At 38.8% G+C, this 22,934-nt stretch carries 18 protein-coding genes, 16 tRNA genes and 3 rRNA genes; 3 read left to right on the top strand and 34 right to left on the bottom strand.

The window, feature by feature from the left end; all coding sequences use genetic code 11:
- Positions 1-4: 4 nt before the first annotated feature.
- From ABC382_RS19080 to ABC382_RS18940, 29 genes are all read right to left on the bottom strand, one after another.
- Positions 5-1,852 carry an ABC transporter ATP-binding protein gene (locus tag ABC382_RS19080; protein ID WP_322611149.1) on the bottom strand — a complete coding sequence of 616 codons (1,848 nt, stop codon included), beginning with the start codon at positions 1,850-1,852 and terminating at the stop codon, positions 5-7.
- A complete protein-coding gene (locus ABC382_RS19075; RefSeq protein WP_322611150.1) occupies positions 1,839-2,351 on the bottom strand; it encodes a hypothetical protein in 513 nt (170 codons plus the stop codon). Before ABC382_RS19075 ends, ABC382_RS19080 begins: the two co-directional genes overlap by 14 nt.
- A 2-nt stretch (positions 2,352-2,353) precedes the next feature.
- Positions 2,354-2,845 carry a MauE/DoxX family redox-associated membrane protein gene (locus tag ABC382_RS19070; protein ID WP_322611151.1) on the bottom strand — a complete coding sequence of 164 codons (492 nt, stop codon included), beginning with the start codon at positions 2,843-2,845 and terminating at the stop codon, positions 2,354-2,356.
- A complete protein-coding gene (locus tag ABC382_RS19065; protein ID WP_412927258.1) occupies positions 2,842-3,204 on the bottom strand; it encodes a hypothetical protein in 363 nt (120 codons plus the stop codon). Before ABC382_RS19065 ends, ABC382_RS19070 begins: the two co-directional genes overlap by 4 nt.
- A gap of 123 nt (positions 3,205-3,327) precedes the next feature.
- Positions 3,328-3,561, bottom strand: a complete 234-nt coding sequence (locus ABC382_RS19060) for a hypothetical protein (RefSeq protein WP_322611152.1) — start codon at positions 3,559-3,561, stop codon at positions 3,328-3,330.
- 398 nt (positions 3,562-3,959) lie between these two features.
- Positions 3,960-4,199 carry a hypothetical protein gene (locus ABC382_RS19055; protein WP_322611153.1) on the bottom strand — a complete coding sequence of 80 codons (240 nt, stop codon included), beginning with the start codon at positions 4,197-4,199 and terminating at the stop codon, positions 3,960-3,962.
- A 72-nt stretch (positions 4,200-4,271) separates the two neighbouring features.
- Positions 4,272-6,002 (bottom strand): asparagine synthase-related protein, encoded by a 1,731-nt coding sequence (locus ABC382_RS19050; RefSeq protein ID WP_322611154.1) that lies wholly within the window; start codon positions 6,000-6,002, stop codon positions 4,272-4,274.
- Positions 5,999-6,421, bottom strand: a complete 423-nt coding sequence (locus ABC382_RS19045) for a lasso peptide biosynthesis B2 protein (RefSeq protein ID WP_322611155.1) — start codon at positions 6,419-6,421, stop codon at positions 5,999-6,001. The genes ABC382_RS19050 and ABC382_RS19045 overlap by 4 nt, the downstream gene beginning before the upstream one ends.
- A complete protein-coding gene (locus ABC382_RS19040; RefSeq protein WP_322611156.1) occupies positions 6,414-6,674 on the bottom strand; it encodes a PqqD family protein in 261 nt (86 codons plus the stop codon). Before ABC382_RS19040 ends, ABC382_RS19045 begins: the two co-directional genes overlap by 8 nt.
- Positions 6,675-7,144: 470 nt before the next feature.
- Positions 7,145-7,225: transfer RNA gene (locus ABC382_RS19035), tRNA-Leu, on the bottom strand.
- Positions 7,226-7,272: 47 nt separating this feature from the next.
- Positions 7,273-7,346, bottom strand: a tRNA-Cys gene (locus tag ABC382_RS19030).
- A 7-nt stretch (positions 7,347-7,353) separates the two neighbouring features.
- Positions 7,354-7,428 (bottom strand) — tRNA-Gly (locus ABC382_RS19025).
- 5 nt (positions 7,429-7,433) lie between these two features.
- Positions 7,434-7,508 (bottom strand) — tRNA-Gln (locus ABC382_RS19020).
- A gap of 4 nt (positions 7,509-7,512) precedes the next feature.
- A tRNA-His gene (locus ABC382_RS19015) sits at positions 7,513-7,588 on the bottom strand.
- Positions 7,589-7,623: 35 nt separating this feature from the next.
- Positions 7,624-7,699, bottom strand: a tRNA-His gene (locus tag ABC382_RS19010).
- 12 nt (positions 7,700-7,711) lie between these two features.
- A tRNA-Trp gene (locus tag ABC382_RS19005) sits at positions 7,712-7,785 on the bottom strand.
- Positions 7,786-7,799: 14 nt separating this feature from the next.
- A tRNA-Tyr gene (locus tag ABC382_RS19000) sits at positions 7,800-7,883 on the bottom strand.
- Between the two features lie 7 nt (positions 7,884-7,890).
- Positions 7,891-7,966, bottom strand: a tRNA-Thr gene (locus ABC382_RS18995).
- A 9-nt stretch (positions 7,967-7,975) separates the two neighbouring features.
- A tRNA-Phe gene (locus ABC382_RS18990) sits at positions 7,976-8,051 on the bottom strand.
- A gap of 16 nt (positions 8,052-8,067) precedes the next feature.
- Positions 8,068-8,143, bottom strand: a tRNA-Asp gene (locus ABC382_RS18985).
- Between the two features lie 3 nt (positions 8,144-8,146).
- Positions 8,147-8,221, bottom strand: a tRNA-Met gene (locus tag ABC382_RS18980).
- A gap of 26 nt (positions 8,222-8,247) precedes the next feature.
- Positions 8,248-8,323 (bottom strand) — tRNA-Val (locus ABC382_RS18975).
- A 15-nt stretch (positions 8,324-8,338) separates the two neighbouring features.
- Positions 8,339-8,413 (bottom strand) — tRNA-Glu (locus ABC382_RS18970).
- A 24-nt stretch (positions 8,414-8,437) separates the two neighbouring features.
- A tRNA-Ser gene (locus ABC382_RS18965) sits at positions 8,438-8,529 on the bottom strand.
- Between the two features lie 5 nt (positions 8,530-8,534).
- Positions 8,535-8,611 (bottom strand) — tRNA-Asn (locus tag ABC382_RS18960).
- 16 nt (positions 8,612-8,627) lie between these two features.
- Positions 8,628-8,743: ribosomal RNA gene (gene rrf / locus ABC382_RS18955) — 5S ribosomal RNA — on the bottom strand.
- Between the two features lie 110 nt (positions 8,744-8,853).
- A 23S ribosomal RNA gene (locus ABC382_RS18950) occupies positions 8,854-11,781 on the bottom strand.
- A gap of 306 nt (positions 11,782-12,087) precedes the next feature.
- Positions 12,088-13,639, bottom strand: a 16S ribosomal RNA gene (locus tag ABC382_RS18945).
- Together the 16S, 23S and 5S rRNA genes with 16 tRNA genes alongside form the textbook arrangement of a ribosomal RNA operon.
- A gap of 345 nt (positions 13,640-13,984) precedes the next feature.
- Positions 13,985-14,872 carry a nucleotidyltransferase-like protein gene (locus ABC382_RS18940; RefSeq protein WP_312507515.1) on the bottom strand — a complete coding sequence of 296 codons (888 nt, stop codon included), beginning with the start codon at positions 14,870-14,872 and terminating at the stop codon, positions 13,985-13,987.
- A 148-nt stretch (positions 14,873-15,020) separates the two neighbouring features.
- On the opposite strand from ABC382_RS18940, the gene ABC382_RS18935 reads away from it, so the two are divergent.
- Positions 15,021-15,374 carry a YgzB family protein gene (locus tag ABC382_RS18935; RefSeq protein WP_274794485.1) on the top strand — a complete coding sequence of 118 codons (354 nt, stop codon included), beginning with the start codon at positions 15,021-15,023 and terminating at the stop codon, positions 15,372-15,374.
- A gap of 19 nt (positions 15,375-15,393) precedes the next feature.
- Here ABC382_RS18935 and perR read toward each other — a convergent pair whose 3' ends face one another.
- The 3 genes from perR to bcp form a co-directional block, all read right to left on the bottom strand.
- Complete coding sequence (perR, locus tag ABC382_RS18930) at positions 15,394-15,837, bottom strand: peroxide-responsive transcriptional repressor PerR (protein ID WP_274794486.1); 444 nt, start codon at positions 15,835-15,837, stop codon at positions 15,394-15,396.
- Positions 15,838-15,957: 120 nt separating this feature from the next.
- Positions 15,958-16,902, bottom strand: coding sequence for a D-2-hydroxyacid dehydrogenase (locus ABC382_RS18925; protein WP_322612020.1), 945 nt, complete (start codon positions 16,900-16,902; stop codon positions 15,958-15,960).
- A complete protein-coding gene (bcp, locus tag ABC382_RS18920) occupies positions 16,899-17,375 on the bottom strand; it encodes a thioredoxin-dependent thiol peroxidase (protein WP_274794488.1) in 477 nt (158 codons plus the stop codon). Before bcp ends, ABC382_RS18925 begins: the two co-directional genes overlap by 4 nt.
- Before the next feature lie 130 nt (positions 17,376-17,505).
- On the opposite strand from bcp, the gene ABC382_RS18915 reads away from it, so the two are divergent.
- Positions 17,506-18,795, top strand: a complete 1,290-nt coding sequence (locus tag ABC382_RS18915) for a glutamate-1-semialdehyde 2,1-aminomutase (RefSeq protein WP_412927014.1) — start codon at positions 17,506-17,508, stop codon at positions 18,793-18,795.
- A 134-nt stretch (positions 18,796-18,929) separates the two neighbouring features.
- The gene (locus ABC382_RS18910; protein ID WP_274794490.1) at positions 18,930-20,018 is read left to right on the top strand and encodes an FUSC family protein; all 1,089 of its coding nucleotides are present in this window, start codon (positions 18,930-18,932) and stop codon (positions 20,016-20,018) included.
- Positions 20,019-20,156: 138 nt separating this feature from the next.
- On the opposite strand, the gene ABC382_RS18905 is transcribed toward ABC382_RS18910, so the two are convergent.
- Together ABC382_RS18905 and ABC382_RS18900 are read right to left on the bottom strand one after the other, a co-directional pair.
- Entirely contained in the window at positions 20,157-21,191 is a 1,035-nt protein-coding gene (locus tag ABC382_RS18905) for a toxic anion resistance protein (RefSeq protein ID WP_322612018.1), read from the bottom strand.
- A gap of 22 nt (positions 21,192-21,213) precedes the next feature.
- A complete protein-coding gene (locus ABC382_RS18900; RefSeq protein ID WP_312507512.1) occupies positions 21,214-22,845 on the bottom strand; it encodes a YceG family protein in 1,632 nt (543 codons plus the stop codon).
- Positions 22,846-22,934: the final 89 nt, after the last annotated feature.

The raw sequence follows: 22,934 nt of genomic DNA, 5'->3' as shown, positions 1-22,934 counted from the left end.
TGTCTCATGTAGTTTCAACGGTTTCATGAAAATGCTCCTTTCGCTCATACCATTTGGATTGGGCTTGATGCATACGATAAAATAATCCTTTATTATTTATTAATTCATCAAAAGTACCAATTTCCTCAATTTTCCCCTTATCCATTACGATAATCTTATCTGATAATTTCGTGGGTCCGATTCTATGTGTAATCGTAATCGTTGTTTTATCATCTGTCATGCTATCGAATAATTCAAGTGTTTTTAATTCTGAATGAGGATCTAATGACGCTGTAGGTTCATCCAACAAAATCAAACTAACATCCTTCATTAGCGCTCGTCCTAAAGCTATTTTTTGCCATTCTCCCCCAGATAAATCAATCCCTCCATCCATTTCTTTAGATAAATAAGTATCTAAGTCAACATTATGGATTGAAAATTTATGTTCCAATCCTACTTTTCTTATGACATCCCATATTTTCTGGGCATTCTCCATGTCATCTACATTGCCAAAACCAATATTTTCTCTTAACGAATACATATATTTAGGGAATGTTTGAAAAACAACAGCAACTTGTTTGTGTAAACTAGATTTTTCAATGTCGTTCATATTTTCTCCATTTACTAAAATCGTTCCTTCCGTCAAATTGAATAATCCTACTAAACAATGGGCGAGTGTTGTTTTCCCTGAACCGTTTCCACCTACAATCGAAATTTTTTCTCCTCTTCGTATTGAAAAGTTCAATTTTGAAAAAACTGAAATATCAGAATAAGGGTAGTTGAAAGTGCCATTTTTAATATCAATCGTTTCAATAGAATTAATTTCTTCTCTCTTTTCGTCATCAAAATGTTCTATTTTCAACAACTTGATTAATGCATTATTATAAATAGCTGCTTCAAATATAGAAGCTATATGTGCACCAATTTGAGCAAAAATGCCCTGCAAAGTAATTATCGCTGCAGTTAGCGCCACATAGCTCCCTATTGTTAAAGCGTTCTCTACTAGTTGATAAACAAAGAATACAGATACACCTGTATTGATAACTCCTACAAATAGTATCACCACTGCACTATTTTTCAGTTCCCACTTTGTCACTTCAAGTCTCTTGTTCATCGTATAAAAATAAAGTTTTTTCCATTTTTCCAATAAATAATCACTCAATGTATACACTTTAATTTCCTTTAAATAGCTTTTGTCAAAAAAAAGGGATTCTGTATAAGAAAGCTCTCTTTCTTTAAATACAACGTTTTTTTCAACTTTATAATTTTTAAGTTTGCTAAAAAAAACAATGACAACCCCTGGAATTGTTGATAAAAGCACAGTTAAAGGTAATGTCCAATGAATAGCCGTTAAAATCGCAAAAACTGAAAATAACGAAAATACACTTGTAATGATCTGCAAAAATGAATATGTTGTACCTATCCCATTTCCTTCCAACGCTTTGGCTGCCAAATTCACTTGATTGTAAAAAAAGCTAGACTCAAAGTTTTCTAAAGAAACGCTAGTTACTTTTTTGTTTAACATCGCTTTAAATAAATAATTCACTCTTAAAGAAATTTTTCGAAATAGATAATCTTGAATTTTTCCAGATAGTTGTCCAAATAGACTAAGAAACGTTATTGCTACAAGGAGAACTAACACAAATCCCAATTCATTAGGGATTTTCTGCACCACCGTTAATTGATCTATCAACCTTTTCTGTAGCAAAATTTCTAAAGGTAACATAATAGAAGTTATTATGCTTAAAAGAGTTAAAAAAAGAAATATGCCCTTTTGTTCTCTCCAAATATTTTTCAAATAAAAATACTGTGAATAGAAAAAGTCTCTAACAGGTCGATCTTTCTCATGGAATTTTAATTCATTCAACTTCATAGTCATTCACATCCAAAAGATTTTCTAAACTTGCGATTCCTTTCTTCTCTACTATAAAATTATTAGTATTCAAAACAAGATACAATGGAAAAACATCTATTTTTAACTGATTAGATAGAATTTCTTCTTCAATAAAATAAATATATTCATCCTCTAAATAGCTCAGGTTATCCCGATTTTCTATCGTATCCGTTGCTATAAAAATATACTTTTCTTTTTTAACAGGAACTAAAAAATTGAGTTTTGCTAATGTTGCTTTACAAGCAGAACACTGACTATCAATAAATACTAAAGTCTGCACATTAACCTCATTCATAATATCTTGAACTTTAACAGATTCAAATTGTTTGGTCTTTAATGAAATCAACGGAAAAACAGATTTTTCCATCGGTCCCCATTTTTCTACATCTAACACTCGTCTAGTTCTTAATGAAATCAAAATACTAAGGATTAATACACAAGAAATGATGACGAAAGCATAATAGAATTCCGTGTCCATCGTTACACCACCTCTACGTTTCTTCTAATAATTATTAAAGTGATGAACCATAAAAGAACAGGTACAAGATAAAATATATTGCCAAAGTCAAGTATATTCATATTACCTTTATCAAAATACAGTAGTGGCACTATACTGAAAAACATGCATACACTTTGTATTAAGCCACCCAGTCCTGTCTTAGTTGGAATTAAATTGCCGAAACATTTACAGTCCTCTTCTATCTTATTAATAAGTGCATACGAATTAATAATGATAAAGAGTAAGATTAAAGATAAGGCACTAATATAAAGTATAGGGTGAGCATAAATAAACAAACTGACACCTATTACAATTTCAAATAATGGGAATAACAATGCCACTAATGTTATTAAAATATCATTGATAGGAATATACTTTAAAAAAAACTGCTTTGTATTTGAATGTGAGATTAATTTAGAAACCCCAGAAAGTATCAATACTAAAGCAGAACCATAACAAAAAATATAAATCATAGTATCTCTCCTAAAAAAATTAAGAAAATTAATGTGAATTTCACATAATTGAATCCTAAATTTTTTATATTTATATTGATAGGTATGTTTTCAAAACAACCGCAGTTACGTGTCTTTCCTCCTTTAGAAGGTTTAAACAGTAAAAATAGATTGAATAATTGCAACATTACAGCGGTCATACATATGTATACATTCACAAATTGAATTAATAAGGAGATACCTACAAGCACATCTAAACTCACTAAAATGCTTACGAATATCGGAGATATTTTTATTTTTTCATTTATCGCCACATAATAATGATAAATTTTAAAAACTTTATTGAATCCGTTTTTTAGAAAAATCATTGCTACAACCAGATAAACAATAATGATATTCAGTCACCTCATTTTCTTTCAAATCACTTTTAAAATCCTTTAATATACAAGGATTTTAATAGTAAAATACACACAAAATTTTATATCATTTCAAAGAGATTTACCTTATGAGGAAAAATTCATTATATCTTCCCAATAATGTTTTTCACCCATATATAGTAATACTGGAATTTCTTCAATTTGCAATTGATTTAATTTCATCAAATGTTCGACTTTTATCTCGTCATCGTTTTCAAATACCACTTTTATCAAAATAACTTCATTCTTTTTTGAAATTCTACGATAAATAGCATTCAAAACATATAAATTATCAAAAATGTTATTTTCATCCGAAATCAAATATGTTCTTTCCTTATCCAGTACATCTATTTGCTCAATCTGTATAAATCTCCGCTGAAAATCAATGCAGTTTCTTAATTTTGTCAAATTATAAAAAAAGAAAATCAAAAATACAATCACGAAAATTAGTATCATACCTTATTTATCAGTTAGAAAAATATGAAAACGTTCATTTCACATTTTGTAGGAGTATTGTGCTATTACTATAGGGCAAATTTAGTTTTTGTATTTATTTTCTGCTAAAGAACCATAATGATTCATCATACCTGACTCTTCACCAAAACCTGTTCTTGACTATACATTCCTGTTACAACTTTTATGTAATAAAAAAGTAGAACATTAATTACAGTTAACATCGAAATAAAATAAACTAGTTTTGGTATTAACCTATTTATAGGTTAGCAGTCATCTTTTTCTGCAGAACAACTAACCGTTTCAGTCTTACAAACATAACATATATTTACAACTCCAGAACCATAACATGGTTCGGTTCTATATTTACGTCTTCTATAACTACCTTTTACAGCACCTGTTTCATCAAAAAATGGCAATTCTTTACCCCAGCCACATTGACCTTTAATGATTTCCGAACTATTTCCACTATCTAAAAGCATTGGTTTGCTATATGTCATTAACATAATTATTTCCTCCTGTAACCCTTAGAAATAGCACAATATACCTACACTAACAACCTCCTTATTAATATTGATTCATTTCACTTCTTGCATAATCCATACTTCAATGGAGAACAGTAATAAAAAAGCTTCATCTATCAACAAACCATTTCTCCACTTATATAAATTTTCTTCCCAAAACTCTTCTGAACAAAGACCTAACTTTGAGACAACTAAAGGGGACTTTACATTAGAATAAATTGAATTCCAATTTTTCCTTATACTCTTTAATGTATGAGCAATGTGTGATGTTTTATTTATACGCAGTCGAATACTGTCAGGTAACTTATTTTTCTGAGAGTCTCTTAAAATTTTTTTCGTGTAGAAAGGATCAAAGAGAATATGACTAGGGATTTTAATCATAAAAGAAATTAATTCCCTATCTAAAAAAGGATGTTTTATATCCGCACCATAAAAGCCACCTATCGCCCTATCCATATAATGATTGGCTTTTGCATTTAACATTTGATAAAATAAATTTCTAGCATGATTCCGTTTATTTTTAGTGGCTCTACTAAAAGGATGTGGTTGAATGATGTACTCACGTAATCCTTTAAAAGCAGACATATTTGTATACATACAATATTTAGTTAAATCGCCGAACATATCCTTTATTTTTCCTTCTCTAACGTAATCTCTTAATAAATACGGCGGATTCGTTAAAAGTTGGTCACCACCATAACCTGTTAGGATACTATATGTATTATTGTTTACACTTGACTCTATTAAGGGAGAAATAAATTCACATGTAGGAGCAGTAGCATACGGTTCGTCAAAACGTAATATATTATTCCGAAGATCTTCATACATCAATACTGAATCATAATTTAGAAAAGTACCTTTAGAATTATATTGTTCTAATAATTCCGTTATATATGCACTTTCATCGCATTCCTTTAATTCATCAAAAACAACGCTTACCGAATTAATTTCTCCGTATCTTTGCCCCAATCGTTTTGACACATTAAAAATAGTAGTTGAATCTAAGCCACCGCTTAATAACACCGTATTTCGCTTGCTTTTGTGTACTCTCCTCAAAACTGCTTTGTTCAAAATACTTTCGAATTCTTCAATTAACGCTTCCCGATTAATAGTTGTCTCCTTCACCATCCATTTATCAGAAAATAATTCATCATAATTCACATACTTTATTAGGTTAATTTCCTTATTTTCATAAACAAACATATTCCCACTCGGTAAACGCAAGATGTCTTTATATGGCGTTAAATAGGAATCAACAATTCCATTTGCATTTAGATATTCTTGAAAGTAAACACCGTTCAACTCAGGTGTATTTAGATAACTTTTCAATAGAAAGATATCGCTCGCAACTACTAATTTTGTATCGGTTTTTAAATAAAAGAGCCTTTTTACCCCCAAGGTATCTCTACAAGCCATTAATGTAAAATTCTTTTTATCAAATAGAACAAATGAAAATTCGCCATCTAAACGCTTCACAAAATCCAAACCAAAAGTGTTATAAAGGGAAATTAAATTAGTGAGTAATTCTTGTTCTGTCCAATCAACATTTTCATATACACCATGATTCAAAATATTGTATATCACAATGTCTCCCACTATTAACACATCATTATTTTCAAAAAACACATATGGGGTCGTATTTTGAGCATATGCTGCTTTCAAAACAAAGTTCTGTGAAGATGTGTTGAAATAATTTACTTTTGATTTACTGTTGATCTTAAGATGTCCATTATCATTTATTTCACATTCCGAATTATTAATAAATTCAAATAAGTACCAATTCAACTAGGTTCAACTTCCTTCATATACGAGTTAGAATCTATAATTACTTTCAATGAATCAATATTTTCCATTTCTTCAAACAAATTGTGTCCCTGATACCGAATCCATGCATGTGCCTCTAACGGAAATTTTTTTATCCCTATTACCATGTTTACTGGTATACCATACTTAGATTGAAGTATCTTATAACCAATTAAAGTTTTGTGTATACAATCCGCTTTCCTAGGATACCAACAGCAAACATGGTCTAAAAGAATAAACCATTCCAAAATCTCTTCAGAGTTCTCCTCAGTCAAAGCCTCATTAGAACCATTTATAGAATATTTATTTATATAGCTTCTAAAGACTTTATCAAAACCTTTTCTTCGAATTTGGAAATCTAAAGATATTAATTCTTTGTATAAATATAAAAAATTATACAAATTTAATTAACCCTCCTTTTGACAACGAATTTAAAAATCCATCTAAATCCTTTTGAATAATCAAAATATCTTCATTTGTTTTTTTAGCTATTAATCTGGAAATATCAGAGATTATCGGTGTTCTATCTAACTCTTCCCAAATAAACGAACTAAATTTATCTAGTGCGTAAATTTGATTCGTATAAATATTAATAATCAGATATTCATCCTCTTCTTTATAGGAAAGAAGAAACTTTGATTTTTTTACACGCATCTCTTTACCACTTCCTACTCTTTTACTGTGTGAACAATCTCTAATACTGTTCTTGATTACTACTATACACAGTAATAAGCCCTAGCAGTTTCTTTACTCTTAACATCTTCTTTCTTCCACATAACCGTTTTTTCCCTACTTACTTCATTACGTTTATGATGATATAAACGTAATGAAGTAAAATAATAACTCTTGTGCATATTGATTTTATCCGCATCAATTCCATCAACCTATACATAAATAAAACTGTACGTAGATTGATAACTAACAATCCGCGTACAGTATAAATGTCAACACCAATAGGCTCTTACATATTCGAGAAATCGAAGCTGAGATCGATTTTTCGTTTATCTATCTATTAGTTGAAAACTTGTAATCTCTTAGGAAATACAAAAAGCTCACAAACCTTGATAGTACAAGGTTTGTGAGCTTTCTAAACTTACTAAATGTAACGTATATATACGTAATGATACCGGTGGTCGGGGTCGAACCGACACTCCAAAGGAACACGATTTTGAGTCGTGCGCGTCTGCCAATTCCGCCACACCGGCATAATGGAGATAAAAAAAATCGGATAAACCGATTATCAGATAAAATATGGAGGCGGCAACCGGATTTGAACCGGTGATAAGGGTGTTGCAGACCCGTGCCTTACCACTTGGCTATGCCGCCATCATATTGGAGCGGAAGACGAGGTTCGAACTCGCGACCCCCACCTTGGCAAGGTGGTGTTCTACCACTGAACTACTTCCGCAAAAATGGCTGGGGTACTAGGATTCGAACCTAGGCATGACGGAATCAAAATCCGTTGCCTTACCGCTTGGCTATACCCCAACAATGGGGCGACTGATGGGAATCGAACCCACGAATGCCGGAACCACAATCCGGTGCGTTAACCACTTCGCCACAATCGCCATTGTATTATGATGTTTATTAATTTTATATTTGATGGGGCGACTGATGGGAATCGAACCCACGAATGCCGGAACCACAATCCGGTGCGTTAACCACTTCGCCACAATCGCCATAAAATTAATTGGCAGGGGCAGTAGGAATCGAACCCACACCAAAGGTTTTGGAGACCTCTATTCTACCGTTGAACTATGCCCCTATAGTAAAAAAAACTGGTGGAGGGGGACGGATTCGAACCGCCGAACCCTAAGGAGCGGATTTACAGTCCGCCGCGTTTAGCCACTTCGCTACCCCTCCGGGAAAATGGTGCCGGCTATAGGAATCGAACCCACGACCTACTGATTACAAGTCAGTTGCTCTACCTGCTGAGCTAAACCGGCAAAAAAATATGGTGGGTCAGGACGGAATCGAACCGCCGACACTTAGAGCTTCAATCTAATGCTCTACCAACTGAGCTACTGACCCATATTTAAAAAATAAATGGCGGTCCCGACCGGGATCGAACCGGCGATCTCCTGCGTGACAGGCAGGCATGTTAACCGCTACACCACGGGACCATTTGGTTGCGGGGGCCGGATTTGAACCAACGACCTTCGGGTTATGAGCCCGACGAGCTACCACTGCTCCACCCCGCGATAATACTATGTTGTTATGAAAAATATGGTGGAGGATGACGGGCTCGAACCGCCGACCCTCTGCTTGTAAGGCAGATGCTCTCCCAGCTGAGCTAATCCTCCATCTGGGTATTTAAATGGTGACCCCTACGGGATTCGAACCCGTGTTACCGCCGTGAAAGGGCGGTGTCTTAACCACTTGACCAAGGGGCCTTCGTTTGGAATAAATCAAAGTGCTGGCGGAGAGTAAGGGATTTGAACCCTTGAGACAGTGTTAACCGCCTACACGATTTCCAATCGTGCTCCTTCGGCCACTCGGACAACTCTCCAAGAATGGCTCCGAAGGCAGGACTCGAACCTGCGACAACCTGATTAACAGTCAGGTGCTACTACCAACTGAGCTACTTCGGAATAATTTTAGTATATAGCCTAGCGACGTCCTACTCTCACAGGGGGAAGCCCCCAACTACCATCGGCGCTAAAGAGCTTAACTTCCGTGTTCGGTATGGGAACGGGTGTGACCTCTTTGCCATCATCACTAGACTATTTGAAAGACAATACCTATTATAACATATTTTATCAAAATTACAAGTATATTATAATATTTTATTCTTTCAAAACTGGATAAACGTACATTGACTGCTTCAAACAATTTGGTTAAGTCCTCGATCGATTAGTATTCGTCAGCTCCATGTGTCACCACACTTCCACCTCGAACCTATCTACCTCATCGTCTTTGAGGGATCTTACTTACTTGCGTAATGGGAAATCTCATCTTGAGGGGGGCTTCATGCTTAGATGCTTTCAGCACTTATCCCGTCCACACATAGCTACCCAGCGATGCCTTTGGCAAGACAACTGGTACACCAGCGGTGTGTCCATCCCGGTCCTCTCGTACTAAGGACAGCTCCTCTCAAATTTCCTACGCCCACGACGGATAGGGACCGAACTGTCTCACGACGTTCTGAACCCAGCTCGCGTACCGCTTTAATGGGCGAACAGCCCAACCCTTGGGACCGACTACAGCCCCAGGATGCGATGAGCCGACATCGAGGTGCCAAACCTCCCCGTCGATGTGGACTCTTGGGGGAGATAAGCCTGTTATCCCCGGGGTAGCTTTTATCCGTTGAGCGATGGCCCTTCCATGCGGAACCACCGGATCACTAAGCCCGTCTTTCGACCCTGCTCGACTTGTAGGTCTCGCAGTCAAGCTCCCTTGTGCCTTTACACTCTACGAATGATTTCCAACCATTCTGAGGGAACCTTTGGGCGCCTCCGTTACCTTTTAGGAGGCGACCGCCCCAGTCAAACTGTCCGCCTGACACTGTCTCCTGCCCCGCTAAGGGGCATGGGTTAGAATTTCAATACAACCAGGGTAGTATCCCACCGACGCCTCCTTCGAAGCTGGCGCTCCGAGATCTCTGGCTCCTACCTATCCTGTACAAGTTGTACCAAAATTCAATATCAGGCTACAGTAAAGCTCCACGGGGTCTTTCCGTCCTGTCGCGGGTAACCTGCATCTTCACAGGTACTATAATTTCACCGAGTCTCTCGTTGAGACAGTGCCCAGATCGTTACGCCTTTCGTGCGGGTCGGAACTTACCCGACAAGGAATTTCGCTACCTTAGGACCGTTATAGTTACGGCCGCCGTTTACTGGGGCTTCAATTCGCAGCTTCGCTTGCGCTAACCACTCCTCTTAACCTTCCAGCACCGGGCAGGCGTCAGCCCCTATACGTCACCTTACGGTTTTGCAGAGACCTGTGTTTTTGCTAAACAGTCGCCTGGGCCTATTCACTGCGGCTCTCATGCGCTTGCACGCTCAAGAGCACCCCTTCTCCCGAAGTTACGGGGTCATTTTGCCGAGTTCCTTAACGAGAGTTCTCTCGCACACCTTAGGATTCTCTCCTCGACTACCTGTGTCGGTTTGCGGTACGGGCACCTCTCACCTCGATAGAGGCTTTTCTTGGCAGTGTGAAATCAGGAACTTCGTCCATATGGACTCGCCATCACAGCTCAACGTTACAGTGTGCGGATTTGCCTACACACACGCCTTACTGCTTGGACGCGCATAACCAACAGCGCGCTTACCCTATCCTACTGCGTCCCCCCATTTCTCAAACGGTGAGGAGGTGGTACAGGAATATCAACCTGTTGTCCATCGCCTACGCCTGTCGGCCTCGGCTTAGGTCCCGACTAACCCTGAGCGGACGAGCCTTCCTCAGGAAACCTTAGTCATACGGTGGACGGGATTCTCACCCGTCTTTCGCTACTCATACCGGCATTCTCACTTCTAAGCGCTCCACCAGTCCTTCCGGTCTGACTTCAACGCACTTAGAACGCTCTCCTACCACTGACATCGTAGATGTCAATCCACAGCTTCGGTGAATCGTTTAGCCCCGATACATTTTCGGCGCAGCGTCACTCGACCAGTGAGCTATTACGCACTCTTTAAATGATGGCTGCTTCTAAGCCAACATCCTGGTTGTCTGTGCAACGCCACATCCTTTTCCACTTAACGATTACTTTGGGACCTTAGCTGGTGGTCTGGGCTGTTTCCCTTTTGACTACGGATCTTATCACTCGCAGTCTGACTCCCGTGTATAAATATCTGGCATTCGGAGTTTGTCTGAATTCGGTAAACCGGGATGGCCCCCTAGTCCAAACAGTGCTCTACCTCCAGTATTCTCATCACGAGGCTAGCCCTAAAGCTATTTCGGAGAGAACCAGCTATCTCCAAGTTCGATTGGAATTTCTCCGCTACCCACACCTCATCCCCGCACTTTTCAACGTGCGTGGGTTCGGGCCTCCAGTAAGTGTTACCTTACCTTCACCCTGGACATGGGTAGATCACCTGGTTTCGGGTCTACGACCACGTACTATTTCGCCCTATTCAGACTCGCTTTCGCTGCGGCTCCGCCTTCTAAAGCTTAACCTTGCACGTAATCGTAACTCGCCGGTTCATTCTACAAAAGGCACGCTATCACCCATTAACGGGCTCTAACTACTTGTAGGCACACGGTTTCAGGATCTCTTTCACTCCCCTTCCGGGGTGCTTTTCACCTTTCCCTCACGGTACTGGTTCACTATCGGTCACTAGGTAGTATTTAGCCTTGGGAGATGGTCCTCCCGGATTCCGACGGAATTTCACGTGTTCCGCCGTACTCAGGATCCACTCAGGAGAGAACGAACTTTCGACTACAGGGCTTTTACCTGCTCTGGCGGACCTTTCCAAGTCGCTTCATCTAACTCGCTCTTTTGTAACTCCGTATAGAGTGTCCTACAACCCCAAGAGGCAAGCCTCTTGGTTTGGGCTCTTCCCGTTTCGCTCGCCGCTACTCAGGGAATCGATTTTTCTTTCTCTTCCTCCAGGTACTTAGATGTTTCAGTTCCCTGGGTCTGCCTTCAAGACGCTATGTATTCACGTCAAGATACTACGCGATTAAACGTAGTGGGTTCCCCCATTCGGAAATCTCCGGATCAAAGCTCACTTACAGCTCCCCGAAGCATATCGGTGTTAGTGCCGTCCTTCTTCGGCTCCTAGTGCCAAGGCATTCGCCGTGCGCCCTTAATAACTTAACCTACAGCTTTCAATACACATCGCATTTCGTTGTCAGCTTCACTCGTTCAATCAGTCACGTACTGAAGTACGCTCCTTCATTCACTCGATTGCTTCCTAGAACTGCTCGTGTCTTGAAACCTTACTAATGTTATTAAGCCTATAAAAAAACTTAAAAAATAAATGTGTTTGTTACAATTTCAATGTCGTTTTATCCAGTTTTCAAAGAACAAGTTTTGAAGTATTTCATTCGGAAGAATGAACCTTCAAAACTGAACGCAAAACGTAATCTTACAAACCCTAGGTTTGTATTCCGAAATAATCCTTAGAAAGGAGGTGATCCAGCCGCACCTTCCGATACGGCTACCTTGTTACGACTTCACCCCAATCATCTATCCCACCTTCGGCGGCTGGCTCCAAAAGGTTACCTCACCGACTTCGGGTGTTACAAACTCTCGTGGTGTGACGGGCGGTGTGTACAAGGCCCGGGAACGTATTCACCGCGGCATGCTGATCCGCGATTACTAGCGATTCCGGCTTCATGTAGGCGAGTTGCAGCCTACAATCCGAACTGAGAACGACTTTATCGGATTAGCTCCCTCTCGCGAGTTGGCAACCGTTTGTATCGTCCATTGTAGCACGTGTGTAGCCCAGGTCATAAGGGGCATGATGATTTGACGTCATCCCCACCTTCCTCCGGTTTGTCACCGGCAGTCACCTTAGAGTGCCCAACTAAATGATGGCAACTAAGATCAAGGGTTGCGCTCGTTGCGGGACTTAACCCAACATCTCACGACACGAGCTGACGACAACCATGCACCACCTGTCACCGTTGCCCCCGAAGGGGAAACTATATCTCTACAGTGGTCAACGGGATGTCAAGACCTGGTAAGGTTCTTCGCGTTGCTTCGAATTAAACCACATGCTCCACCGCTTGTGCGGGCCCCCGTCAATTCCTTTGAGTTTCAGTCTTGCGACCGTACTCCCCAGGCGGAGTGCTTAATGCGTTAGCTGCAGCACTAAGGGGCGGAAACCCCCTAACACTTAGCACTCATCGTTTACGGCGTGGACTACCAGGGTATCTAATCCTGTTTGCTCCCCACGCTTTCGCGCCTCAGCGTCAGTTACAGACCAGAAAGTCGCCTTCGCCACTGGTGTTCCTCCAAATCTCTACGCATTTCACCGCTACACTTGGAATTCCACTTTCCTCTTCTGCACTCAAGTCCCCCAGTTTCCAATGACCCTCCACGGTTGAGCCGTGGGCTTTCACATCAGACTTAAAGGACCGCCTGCGCGCGCTTTACGCCCAATAATTCCGGACAACGCTTGCCACCTACGTATTACCGCGGCTGCTGGCACGTAGTTAGCCGTGGCTTTCTAATAAGGTACCGTCAAGGTACAGCCAGTTACTACTGTACTTGTTCTTCCCTTACAACAGAGTTTTACGATCCGAAAACCTTCTTCACTCACGCGGCGTTGCTCCATCAGGCTTTCGCCCATTGTGGAAGATTCCCTACTGCTGCCTCCCGTAGGAGTCTGGGCCGTGTCTCAGTCCCAGTGTGGCCGATCACCCTCTCAGGTCGGCTACGCATCGTCGCCTTGGTGAGCCGTTACCTCACCAACTAGCTAATGCGCCGCGGGCCCATCTTATAGCGACAGCCGAAACCGTCTTTCAGTGTTCCACCATGAGGTGGAACAGATTATTCGGTATTAGCCCCGGTTTCCCGGAGTTATCCCAAACTATAAGGTAGGTTGCCCACGTGTTACTCACCCGTCCGCCGCTAACGTCAAAGGAGCAAGCTCCTTCTCTGTTCGCTCGACTTGCATGTATTAGGCACGCCGCCAGCGTTCGTCCTGAGCCAGGATCAAACTCTCCATAAAAGAAATTTGATTAGCTCAAATTGTTTTGCTGGCATCAATTTTGATGTCCAAAATTTTGTTTTGTTCACTAGCCGAAACTAGTTACTTAAAACTTTATTGATTACGTTTTGCTTGTTCAGTTTTCAAGGTTCATTTTTAAGTCGTTTTTCAGCGACTTCTTTATATTAACATCTCACTCAAATCATGTCAACTACTTATTAAAAAAGTTTTTTGTGTTTTTCATTGAGTTTTTGTTATGTCTTAGCGACAATTAATATAATACAATACCAAGATATTATTCGTCAACTATTTTTCTAAAAAAATATCGAGGTATTTTTAAATACCTCGATTACAAGCATACTACAGTCATAGCTCCATTTCTAGAGCTTCTTTATTTACCTTGTAATGACGGTGAAAAATCATATCACTTTTCGCAGCAATTGGTTCTATTTGAATATAGCCTTTATCCACTAAATACTCTACAAACACTTCTAAATCTACTGAGTAATTCATGAGCTCATGATGATCATGCAATTCCTGAATAGTCCACATTTCTTTTGTTTGCATGACTTCTAAAATATGCTGTGCTCCATCGCGTGTACGAGAATGTATTAAAAACTCACTTGCTAAAAATAATAACTCTAAGCGCTTTTCTATCGGCTCATTACTTGTGACAAGCTCTTCATATAATTTATAGATGGCTGGCTCGATTTTTTTTACCTGTGCCCAGACCGTTACTTCAGGGTACAATCCACTATCTATAATAGAGAGACGGCCTAAATGATGTAGGGAATCAACCACATGATTATAAGCATCCAAGTAACTCCCTTTATCAAAGTACTCTTTCCCTTCTAGATAACGACGAATCAACTTCGAAAATTGGATACCAGTTTTAATTTTACGTCCACTGTAAGGGAATTCCTGCAATTCTATTTTTAATTTATGCAAAAATTCATTACGATCAAATAAAACTCTTCCAAAGAAAATCCAATCGACTACCTTCTTATTAGAACCAATAAGCAACCATTTTCTTATTAATTTCTCCGTAACAGTATGTAGAGCAACTTTATTTCCTTCATATAGGTAATGTTTCGAAAAGACAGGCTGCTCTGCTTCTTTTACGATAATTAGTAATACTGTATCAAAAGTATCTGTAACGTTACTTTTTTCCTCACGCTTTTCCACTAAAATGACGCCTAGTGTGTTCGACTGACTTGCACGTTCTTGGTATATTGGACGCAAGACTTGCTCCATGTTCAGCCCCCCTTTTTCATGTAGATTCCATTGTTCCGTTAAAAATTCGACATACTCTAAAAGTATTCCTTCTTTCAACCATCTCAAAGCTAAAATACTTTGCCCTTATATGTTATAGTAGATTTTAGATTGGGAGGCAAGATGAAAAATGAAACCTTATAAAAGTAAAATTAATAAAATTCGTTCATTCGCATTAGCACTAATCTTTATCGGTTTTATTGTTATGTATGGAGGTATTTTCTTTAAAAATAGCCCGATACTAGTTTTAATTTTTATGACACTTGGGGTTTTATGTATTATCGGAAGTACAGTTGTATATGCATGGATAGGATTATTGTCAACAAGAGCTGTACAAGTTGAATGCCCGAATTGTCATAAACACACAAAAGTATTAGGTCGTGTAGATATGTGCATGTACTGCAATGAGCCTTTAACACTTGATCCTTCTCTAGAAGGTAAAGAGTTCGATCAATCCTATAATCATAAAGCAAAAAAATCCTAGCCCATTAAGAGCTAGGATTTTATTGTATTTTAGCAGTTACTTCTTTACATGATGGACAAGTGCCGTATATCTCTAAACGATGCGAGTGCACATCAAAGCCAGTTACCTGAGATGCAAAATGCTCAATTTCGTCGAGTCCAGGATAATGGAAATCGACAATCTTGCCACAGCATTCACAAATCATATGATAATGATCATTTGTCACGAAATCAAAGCGACTTGAAGCATCTCCATAAGTCAGCTCTTTCACAAGACCCACCTCACGAAATACGCGCAGGTTGTTATAAACAGTCGCTACACTCATATTAGGAAACTTGCCCTCAAGTGCTTTATAAATTTCATCGGCAGTAGGATGTGCCATTGATTGAATCAAATATTCCAAAATAGCATGACGCTGAGGAGTAATACGTACACCAGTTGTTTTTAACGTGTCCAGTGCATCCTGTAAATGCGTTGCAGACATCGTCATGCACCTCTTCCATAAGTATTATTAATTTATAATTGTTATAATTAGTGTATCCAATTCGCACTACTTCGTCAACAATCACATACTCTTTATCCTTCTTCTAACAATGGCTATCCCTTAATATCCCCTTGATAAATCCATAACATTTTCTAAATCAGTATCGCCCTTCAGCCATTTTGTCAGACTTGGCTTAAAGATCTCTAAGCTTCGTTCAACATAACGAGAAGAATGACTTGAAATATGTGGCGATACAATAACATTTGAGAAGGACCATAATGGACTATCCGATGACAAAGGTTCTACTTCAAATACATCTAAAACAGCGTAGCCAATTTGCTCTGTTGCAATTGCTTGAATGAGCACCTTCTCATCAACCAAGTTCCCTCGACCAAAATTCATGAAAATAGCACTGCTTTTCATGGCAACAAAATGCTCTTCTTTTAATAAATGCGTTGTTTCTGGTGTTTTTGGTAACACAGAAATGACGATATCCGCATTGGGTAAGGCTTCTTTTAATTGGGCAAAGCTAATCATACTATCCATATAGGCCGCTTCTTTCCCCGAACGGTTGCAGCCAATCGTCGTTACTCCAAAAGCCTGCAATAAACGTCCAACTTCCGAGCCAATAGCACCTGGCCCCAAAATTAGCGCTGTGCTATCTCGTAATTCGGTTTGCTTTGCTTTTTTGGACCATTCACTTTTCTTTTGTTGCTCATACATCCAAGGCAAAGCACGTTTAATCGCTAAAATATGGGCTAGCATTGATTCTGCCATTGGTGTTTTATGAATTCCCCGTACATTGGAAACTAAAATACCACGTTCCATAATAGCTCGGGCTGGCATTTTTTCTATACCTGCTGAAGCAACGAAAATCCATTTCAACTTAGTTGCATATTGGATATTCTCTTCTGTTAAATCTTCACCATATGTAACTAAAATATCAGCTTGCTGAAGCTCTTCATTTGATAATCCACTGTCAAATACAAAATCAAGCTGTGGAAAATCGGTTAGCAACGGCTCACGTAAATCCGGTCTAGGTTCAAATGTAAAATAAACTCTCATTTCTCTGCCTCCCGTTCTGCTAAATAGGCATAAACTTCTTCAATATGATTTTTCACACGTACTTTGCGCCAAGCTTTTACAAGCTTACCCTCCGTATCAATTAAAAACGTTGAACGCTCTATGCCCATAAATTCCCGACCATACATTTTCTTTAAAACCCAAACACCGTATGCTTCAGCAACTGCATGATCCTCATCAACTAATAGTGAGAACGGTAAGCCGTGCTTATCAATAAATTTCGTATGTTTAGTTGCATCATCTGGACTTACTCCAAGAACAGCAGCATTTAAATGACTGAAGTCCTCAAACTTATCTCGAAAATCACATGCTTCTGTCGTGCAGCCTGGTGTCATATCCTTTGGGTAGAAATATAAAATAACATTCTGACCTTTAAAATCAGATAAATGCACCATTTCCCCCTTTTCGTTCATTAGAGAAAAATTTGGCGCCTTTTGTCCTTCCAGTAAAGTCATAACAATCTCCTCCTTTGTAGGTTCTATTTTACTCTAAGTAACAAATCAAGTCATATCTCTTAATTTCTTTGGATTTCTTACAACGATAGGTCTACAATAGATTACGTATAAAAAGTTAGGAGGCAATACAATGAATCACGCAAAATCTGAAGCAGTACACGCAGAGGCGTTACAGCACATCGTTGGTGGTGTAAACAGCCCTTCTCGTTCATATAAAGCAGTAGGTGGCGGTTCTCCTGTGGCAATGGCTCGAGGAAAAGGTGCTTATTTTTGGGATGTAGATGGCAACCGTTATATTGATTATCTAGCCGCTTATGGCCCTATCGTGACAGGACATGGTCACCCCCATATTGCTAAGGCAATTACACATGCTGCAGAAAACGGAACACTTTTCGGAACCCCAACTGAATATGAGGTTACATTCGCTAAAATGCTTAAAGAAGCTATTCCTTCTATGGATAAAGTACGATTTAACAACTCTGGTACAGAGGCAGTTATGACAACCATTCGTGTTGCTCGTGCCTATACTGGTCGTACAAAAATCATGAAATTTGCAGGCTGCTACCATGGTCACTTCGATTTAGTATTAGTAGCTGCTGGCTCTGGTCCTGCAACATTAGGAACTCCTGACTCTGCAGGTGTGACGACTTCTACAGCAGAGGAGGTTATTACAGTACCGTTTAATAACCCAGAAGCTTTTACTGAGGCAATGAATAAATGGGGCGACCAAATTGCGGCTATCTTAATCGAACCTATCGTAGGGAACTTTGGGATTGTAGAACCAAACCCAGGCTTCCTTGAATTGGTCCATGCTACCGCAAAAGAAAAAGGAGCATTGACGATTTACGACGAGGTTATCACTGCTTTCCGCTTCCACTATGGTGGAGCTCAAAATTTACTTGGCCTCACACCTGATCTGACTGCACTTGGTAAAGTTATTGGTGGTGGTTTACCAATCGGTGCTTATGGTGGTCGTAAAGAAATTATGGATACAGTTGCACCACTTGGCCCAGCTTACCAAGCAGGGACAATGGCTGGGAATCCTGCCTCAATGCAAGCTGGGATTGCCTGCCTAGAAGTCCTACAAACACCAGGTATTTACGATGAGATGGATCGACTAGGTGGTATTTTAGAAAATGGTATTTTAATGGCGGCTAAAAAACACGGTGTAACTATTACATTAAATCGTCTTAAAGGAGCACTAACTATTTACTTTACAGATGTGAAAGTAGAAAACTATGAGCAAGCTGAAAATTCTGACGGTGAAATCTTTGGGCGCTTCTTTAAATTAATGCTAGAACAAGGTATTAATTTAGCGCCATCTAAATATGAGGCTTGGTTCCTAACAACTGAGCATACAGAAGCAGACATTCTTGAAACCATTAAAGCTGTAGATTATGCTTTTTCTCAATTGTCATAATGTGTCAATAAAAAGGCGACTTACGAGTTAAGTCGCCTTTTTCTTATTCATGCATGCAAATCTATGTATTTTATGTGCACTTCCTTCTATAATGTAAAGAAACTAAAAAAATATTAGACAGAAAGGACATCTTTATGAAATTAGGTGCCCGTGTATTTAAAACTGGTGTTGCTATCGTTTTTGCCCTGTTTATTGCAGAGTTATTAAAACTACCTTCACCTGTTTTTGCTGGAATTGCAGCCATTTTTGCGATTCAACCTTCTATTTATCGTTCTTATCAAACCATTGTAGAGCAAGTACAAGCAAATATTATAGGAGCGACAATTGCTGTCATTTTCGGCTTACTTTTTGGCCATCATGTTGTAGCCATTGGTATAGCTGTCATAATTGCTATTGGTTTAATGTTAAAGTTTAAACTTGAAAAATCACTTTCGCTGGCATTGGTGTCAGTCGTAGCTATTATGGAGTTTCAAGGCGATGACTTTTTAACGTTTGGTTTAATACGCTTTGTGACAATCTTGGTTGGGGTGTTGGCAGCATTTGTTGTTAACCTATTTTTCCTACCACCAAAATACGAGGTAAAACTATTCCGCAAAATCTATATTTTACAGGATGATATTATTCGTTGGACACGACTTGCTGTACGTCAGGCTTCTGAACATACCTCTACAAAGGCAGCATTAAGTAAATTTAAAAGTCGTATGTTACGAGTGGATACATTGTACGATTTATATAAGGAAGAACGAAATTACTTAAAAAATAAAAAGTATGTGAAAGCACGTAAACTAGTGGTCTATCGTCAAATGATTTTAACTTCCAAAAAAAGTTTAGAACTGCTTCAGCGGTTGCATAACCATGAAAATGAACTAGCTCAGCTACCTACACAATTTCACTTAATGATTCAAGAGCGACTTGATTCCTTGCTAACTTACCATGAGCAATTACTCTTAAAATATACAGGGAAACTTAAGCCTGAGCATTCAGAGTGGAGCAAAAGCATTGACTATGTCCAACGCAATGAGCTAATGGAAATTTTCATCAAGCAAATTAACTTTGCTCGCGAAGAGGGCGATACAGAATTTTCTAGCTATCATTTACTTTATATTTTATCGCGCATATTAGATTATGAAGAAAATCTAGAGCATCTAGACACGCTTATCGTGTCTTACCAAAGCTACCATGGACATGAAATTAATGTAGAATTTGAAGAAGAGTTCATCTAGTTAGCATTTTAGGGTGGTAGATTATTTTATTCAGCGGGTTTTGAACACCCGCTGAATACCTCGCCCCCTAGAAAAAGAAATCTGTTGTATTTACATACAAAAAATCCCCCAAGTAGTAATCTACTTAGAGGAAGTGAATTAATGCCGCAATGTTAACAGTTGTTGCTCTGCTTGCTGACGCTTAATGGTTTGCTCATCACGTAAATGCTGATAATTTGCAATACCTGAAACAATAATATCCCACATTTCTTCTAGGCTCTGCGTTGTGCTAGATTGTTGAGCCATAGCAGTACTTAATTGAACCGCTTCCTTGCTGGCTCCCCCAAATTGCTTCATACGGTCTTCAAAGGCAGATGCTGATTGACTTTGTAATTGTTGACGTCTTTCATTAACTGCATTCATCAAACCCATTTTAAAAACAGGAATGGTTTTAACAAAAGCCCCATTAATTTGTTCAATCAACTCACTGTTACCATTTCGCAGCATGTCAATTTGAGGGGCAGTTATAATGGCCACCATACGCGACTTTTCCAACTCGTCTATTTTCTGCTGGAGTAACTCGGCAATAGCTTGCAAACGATTCAGCTCCATTTTTGCTACCTGATTGCCTGCCTCTCCCTGTTTTTCATACATAGGGATTAATGTTGTTTGTACTTCATGTAATTTCATATCTGTTGCTACGATATATTTTTCCAGCTCTAGATAGTACGTTAAATCTTCATTATATAATCGTGCAAGTATTCGATTATCCTTAGCTAATTCTTCTTCCATAAGCACAAATTGATAATGAATTTTCTCAATATCTCTACCAAGTACATTGTATTTTTCAAATAGATCGTCATCATTTTTAGGTTTACGTGCAAAGAGCTTTTTAAAGAACCCTCTTTGCTCAGCAAAATCTTTTTTGTCAAATGACAACATTAAAGTTTCAAGCTGCTTAAATAATGTATTTGATTCAAAAGAGGCAGAGCGGGTAACGATATCTAATAGTTGATCAGAGAACTTTGCTAATTTTGTCGCTGGTTCTTTTCCCAATGCCATTAGCTCTATCTGGTTTTTTATATTGATTTGATTGGCAATTTGCTGTATCTCTACATGGTCTCTTAATTGTTCTTTAACAGCTGCTGCTGTTTCAGGTGTTAGCTGTTCCAGCGATAACGAGATATTTGACATTTGTGCTGCCTCCTTCCTATCATCAGAAAAAACGATTAAAGAGCTTTTTGATGATTTTGTCGGGTGCCTTTTTTTGCTGCTTAGGTTCCTCATAGTGCAAGTCAAACAGCATATGTTCTAAACGATGTACATCGTAAGTATCCTCTTGCAAATGCTTTTCTAAGTCTAACTGTCCTGTTGGATTATATAAGATAATATCCATTCCAAAGCGATTTAAAAATGCTAATAATGCAATATCTTCACGCGATAATGCTGGCTGTTGAGGCGCCTGGAATAACACGATTTTTGGTACCTCTTGTGAATAATCAAAGCCTTGCAGTAACCGTAAGATATCTTGAGGAATCATCGATAGTTGTTTAAATATAAATAACTGTAAATCATATAACGTTTCATTTGGCTGTTGTTTTAACATTGGTTGTTCACATGACGTTTTTATTGTGTGGGCAATTGCATGCTGTAGCTCGAATGTTAATTCACCATATTGCCACCAATCGCTTTGCATAATGCGCTCTACAGTTAGTTCACCATTCACGAGACAATGCTTATAGTGAAAATGAAAATTGGCCCTGCTCGTAGTTGTAAAAGGGAAGTCCTGTACAAAAACAGTTTGTGGACTTGCTAGTAACTGATGCATATAATGCCAATACTCTTCTCGTTTACTCGAAACCCCACTTATTTTTGCAAAGATGACTGGAATGACTACCTCGTTGCCAATTACCTCAAATTGTGGTCGAACCAACGCTTTTTCTTTAGCATAAATAAAAATATCATCATATGTCATCCGTAATGTTAATGACCGTGGCATAAAATCCTTAAACTGCCAAGGCTTATAAACACCTGATTGCTGATCATGCATTAATTGCTCGAAATGCTGACTAGAACGATAACCTACAGTTGCCTGGCGATCACGGAGCTTGTCAGGAAATGGCTGTAAAGTTGTTTGGTTGGGATATGAGTATGTGATGGAAAACGACTCTGTAGGATCAATTTCAGCGAACTCATCTATTTTAGCTGGATGAAAAATTAATACATCACATCCAAGCTCCATTAAAAGTAATAAAAAATAACGTTGGCTAACCGTTGTGTCCCCATACCAAACAACTTTTGGAAAATCATCTGTTGGATTCATTGTTTTTGTCCATTGAATCCAATGATTTTTTAACCATTTCACCATATCAATTAAAAAACGGCGAAATTCATTTGATAGCAGACCTAGTGATTGTTGTTCTTGAAAGAGCTCCACAACTTTAATAGTTGCTAGCTGTAAATGTCGATTCATTACGCTATCATCATGTTTGGGAATTAACTGATGGCCATACATCATCGCCACTAAACGGTTAATTGATAGCCCTTTTGGCGTTTGTTGATGCTGCGATAAAATGGTTTGTATAGCCTGAAAATCCTTTTGCTCAATATGCTTATTTAATTCTTCACTTAAAATATGGATCTGAGGGTTTTGTGACAATGTAAATAATGAATTAAAATAATCATCTTCTTCGATTGGTACGCCTAATACACGAACCGCAATCCTGCTAAAACTCACTTGCTGTGCTGTTTCCTCATAAAATGCACGATCCCTTGGTGAATCTTGAAACGCCTGTAGCCAATCATCAGGGTGACGCTCCAACACTGATTTAATTGTGATTGTTTGCATACAAACGCACCTCCTCAAAATCATCCTCAGCATATGCTGAGGATTTCAATTGTCATAGGACGACTCTACCTTATGACTACAAATAATAT

The sequence above is a fragment of the Lysinibacillus phoenicis genome (assembly GCF_047238325.1).
Classification (GTDB): Bacteria; Bacillota; Bacilli; order Bacillales_A; family Planococcaceae; genus Lysinibacillus; species Lysinibacillus irui.
Note: the sequence above shows the minus strand (reverse complement) of the source record. Positions and strands in the feature narration are given on the sequence as shown.

Bases quoted from the DNA above. Each gene is read 5' to 3' on its own strand.
- ABC382_RS19080 (WP_322611149.1), bottom strand. From the start codon at position 1,852: ATGAAGTTGAATGAATTAAAATTCCATGAGAAAGATCGACCTGTTAGA.
- ABC382_RS19075 (WP_322611150.1), bottom strand. From the start codon at position 2,351: ATGGACACGGAATTCTATTATGCTTTCGTCATCATTTCTTGTGTATTA.
- ABC382_RS19070 (WP_322611151.1), bottom strand. From the start codon at position 2,845: ATGATTTATATTTTTTGTTATGGTTCTGCTTTAGTATTGATACTTTCT.
- ABC382_RS19055 (WP_322611153.1), bottom strand. From the start codon at position 4,199: ATGTTAATGACATATAGCAAACCAATGCTTTTAGATAGTGGAAATAGT.
- ABC382_RS19040 (WP_322611156.1), bottom strand. From the start codon at position 6,674: ATGCGTGTAAAAAAATCAAAGTTTCTTCTTTCCTATAAAGAAGAGGAT.
- ABC382_RS18940 (WP_312507515.1), bottom strand. From the start codon at position 14,872: ATGGAGCAAGTCTTGCGTCCAATATACCAAGAACGTGCAAGTCAGTCG.
- ABC382_RS18935 (WP_274794485.1), top strand. From the start codon at position 15,021: ATGAAACCTTATAAAAGTAAAATTAATAAAATTCGTTCATTCGCATTA.
- perR (WP_274794486.1), bottom strand. From the start codon at position 15,837: ATGTCTGCAACGCATTTACAGGATGCACTGGACACGTTAAAAACAACT.
- ABC382_RS18925 (WP_322612020.1), bottom strand. From the start codon at position 16,902: ATGAGAGTTTATTTTACATTTGAACCTAGACCGGATTTACGTGAGCCG.
- bcp (WP_274794488.1), bottom strand. From the start codon at position 17,375: ATGACTTTACTGGAAGGACAAAAGGCGCCAAATTTTTCTCTAATGAAC.
- ABC382_RS18915 (WP_412927014.1), top strand. From the start codon at position 17,506: ATGAATCACGCAAAATCTGAAGCAGTACACGCAGAGGCGTTACAGCAC.
- ABC382_RS18910 (WP_274794490.1), top strand. From the start codon at position 18,930: ATGAAATTAGGTGCCCGTGTATTTAAAACTGGTGTTGCTATCGTTTTT.
- ABC382_RS18905 (WP_322612018.1), bottom strand. From the start codon at position 21,191: ATGTCAAATATCTCGTTATCGCTGGAACAGCTAACACCTGAAACAGCA.
- ABC382_RS18900 (WP_312507512.1), bottom strand. From the start codon at position 22,845: ATGCAAACAATCACAATTAAATCAGTGTTGGAGCGTCACCCTGATGAT.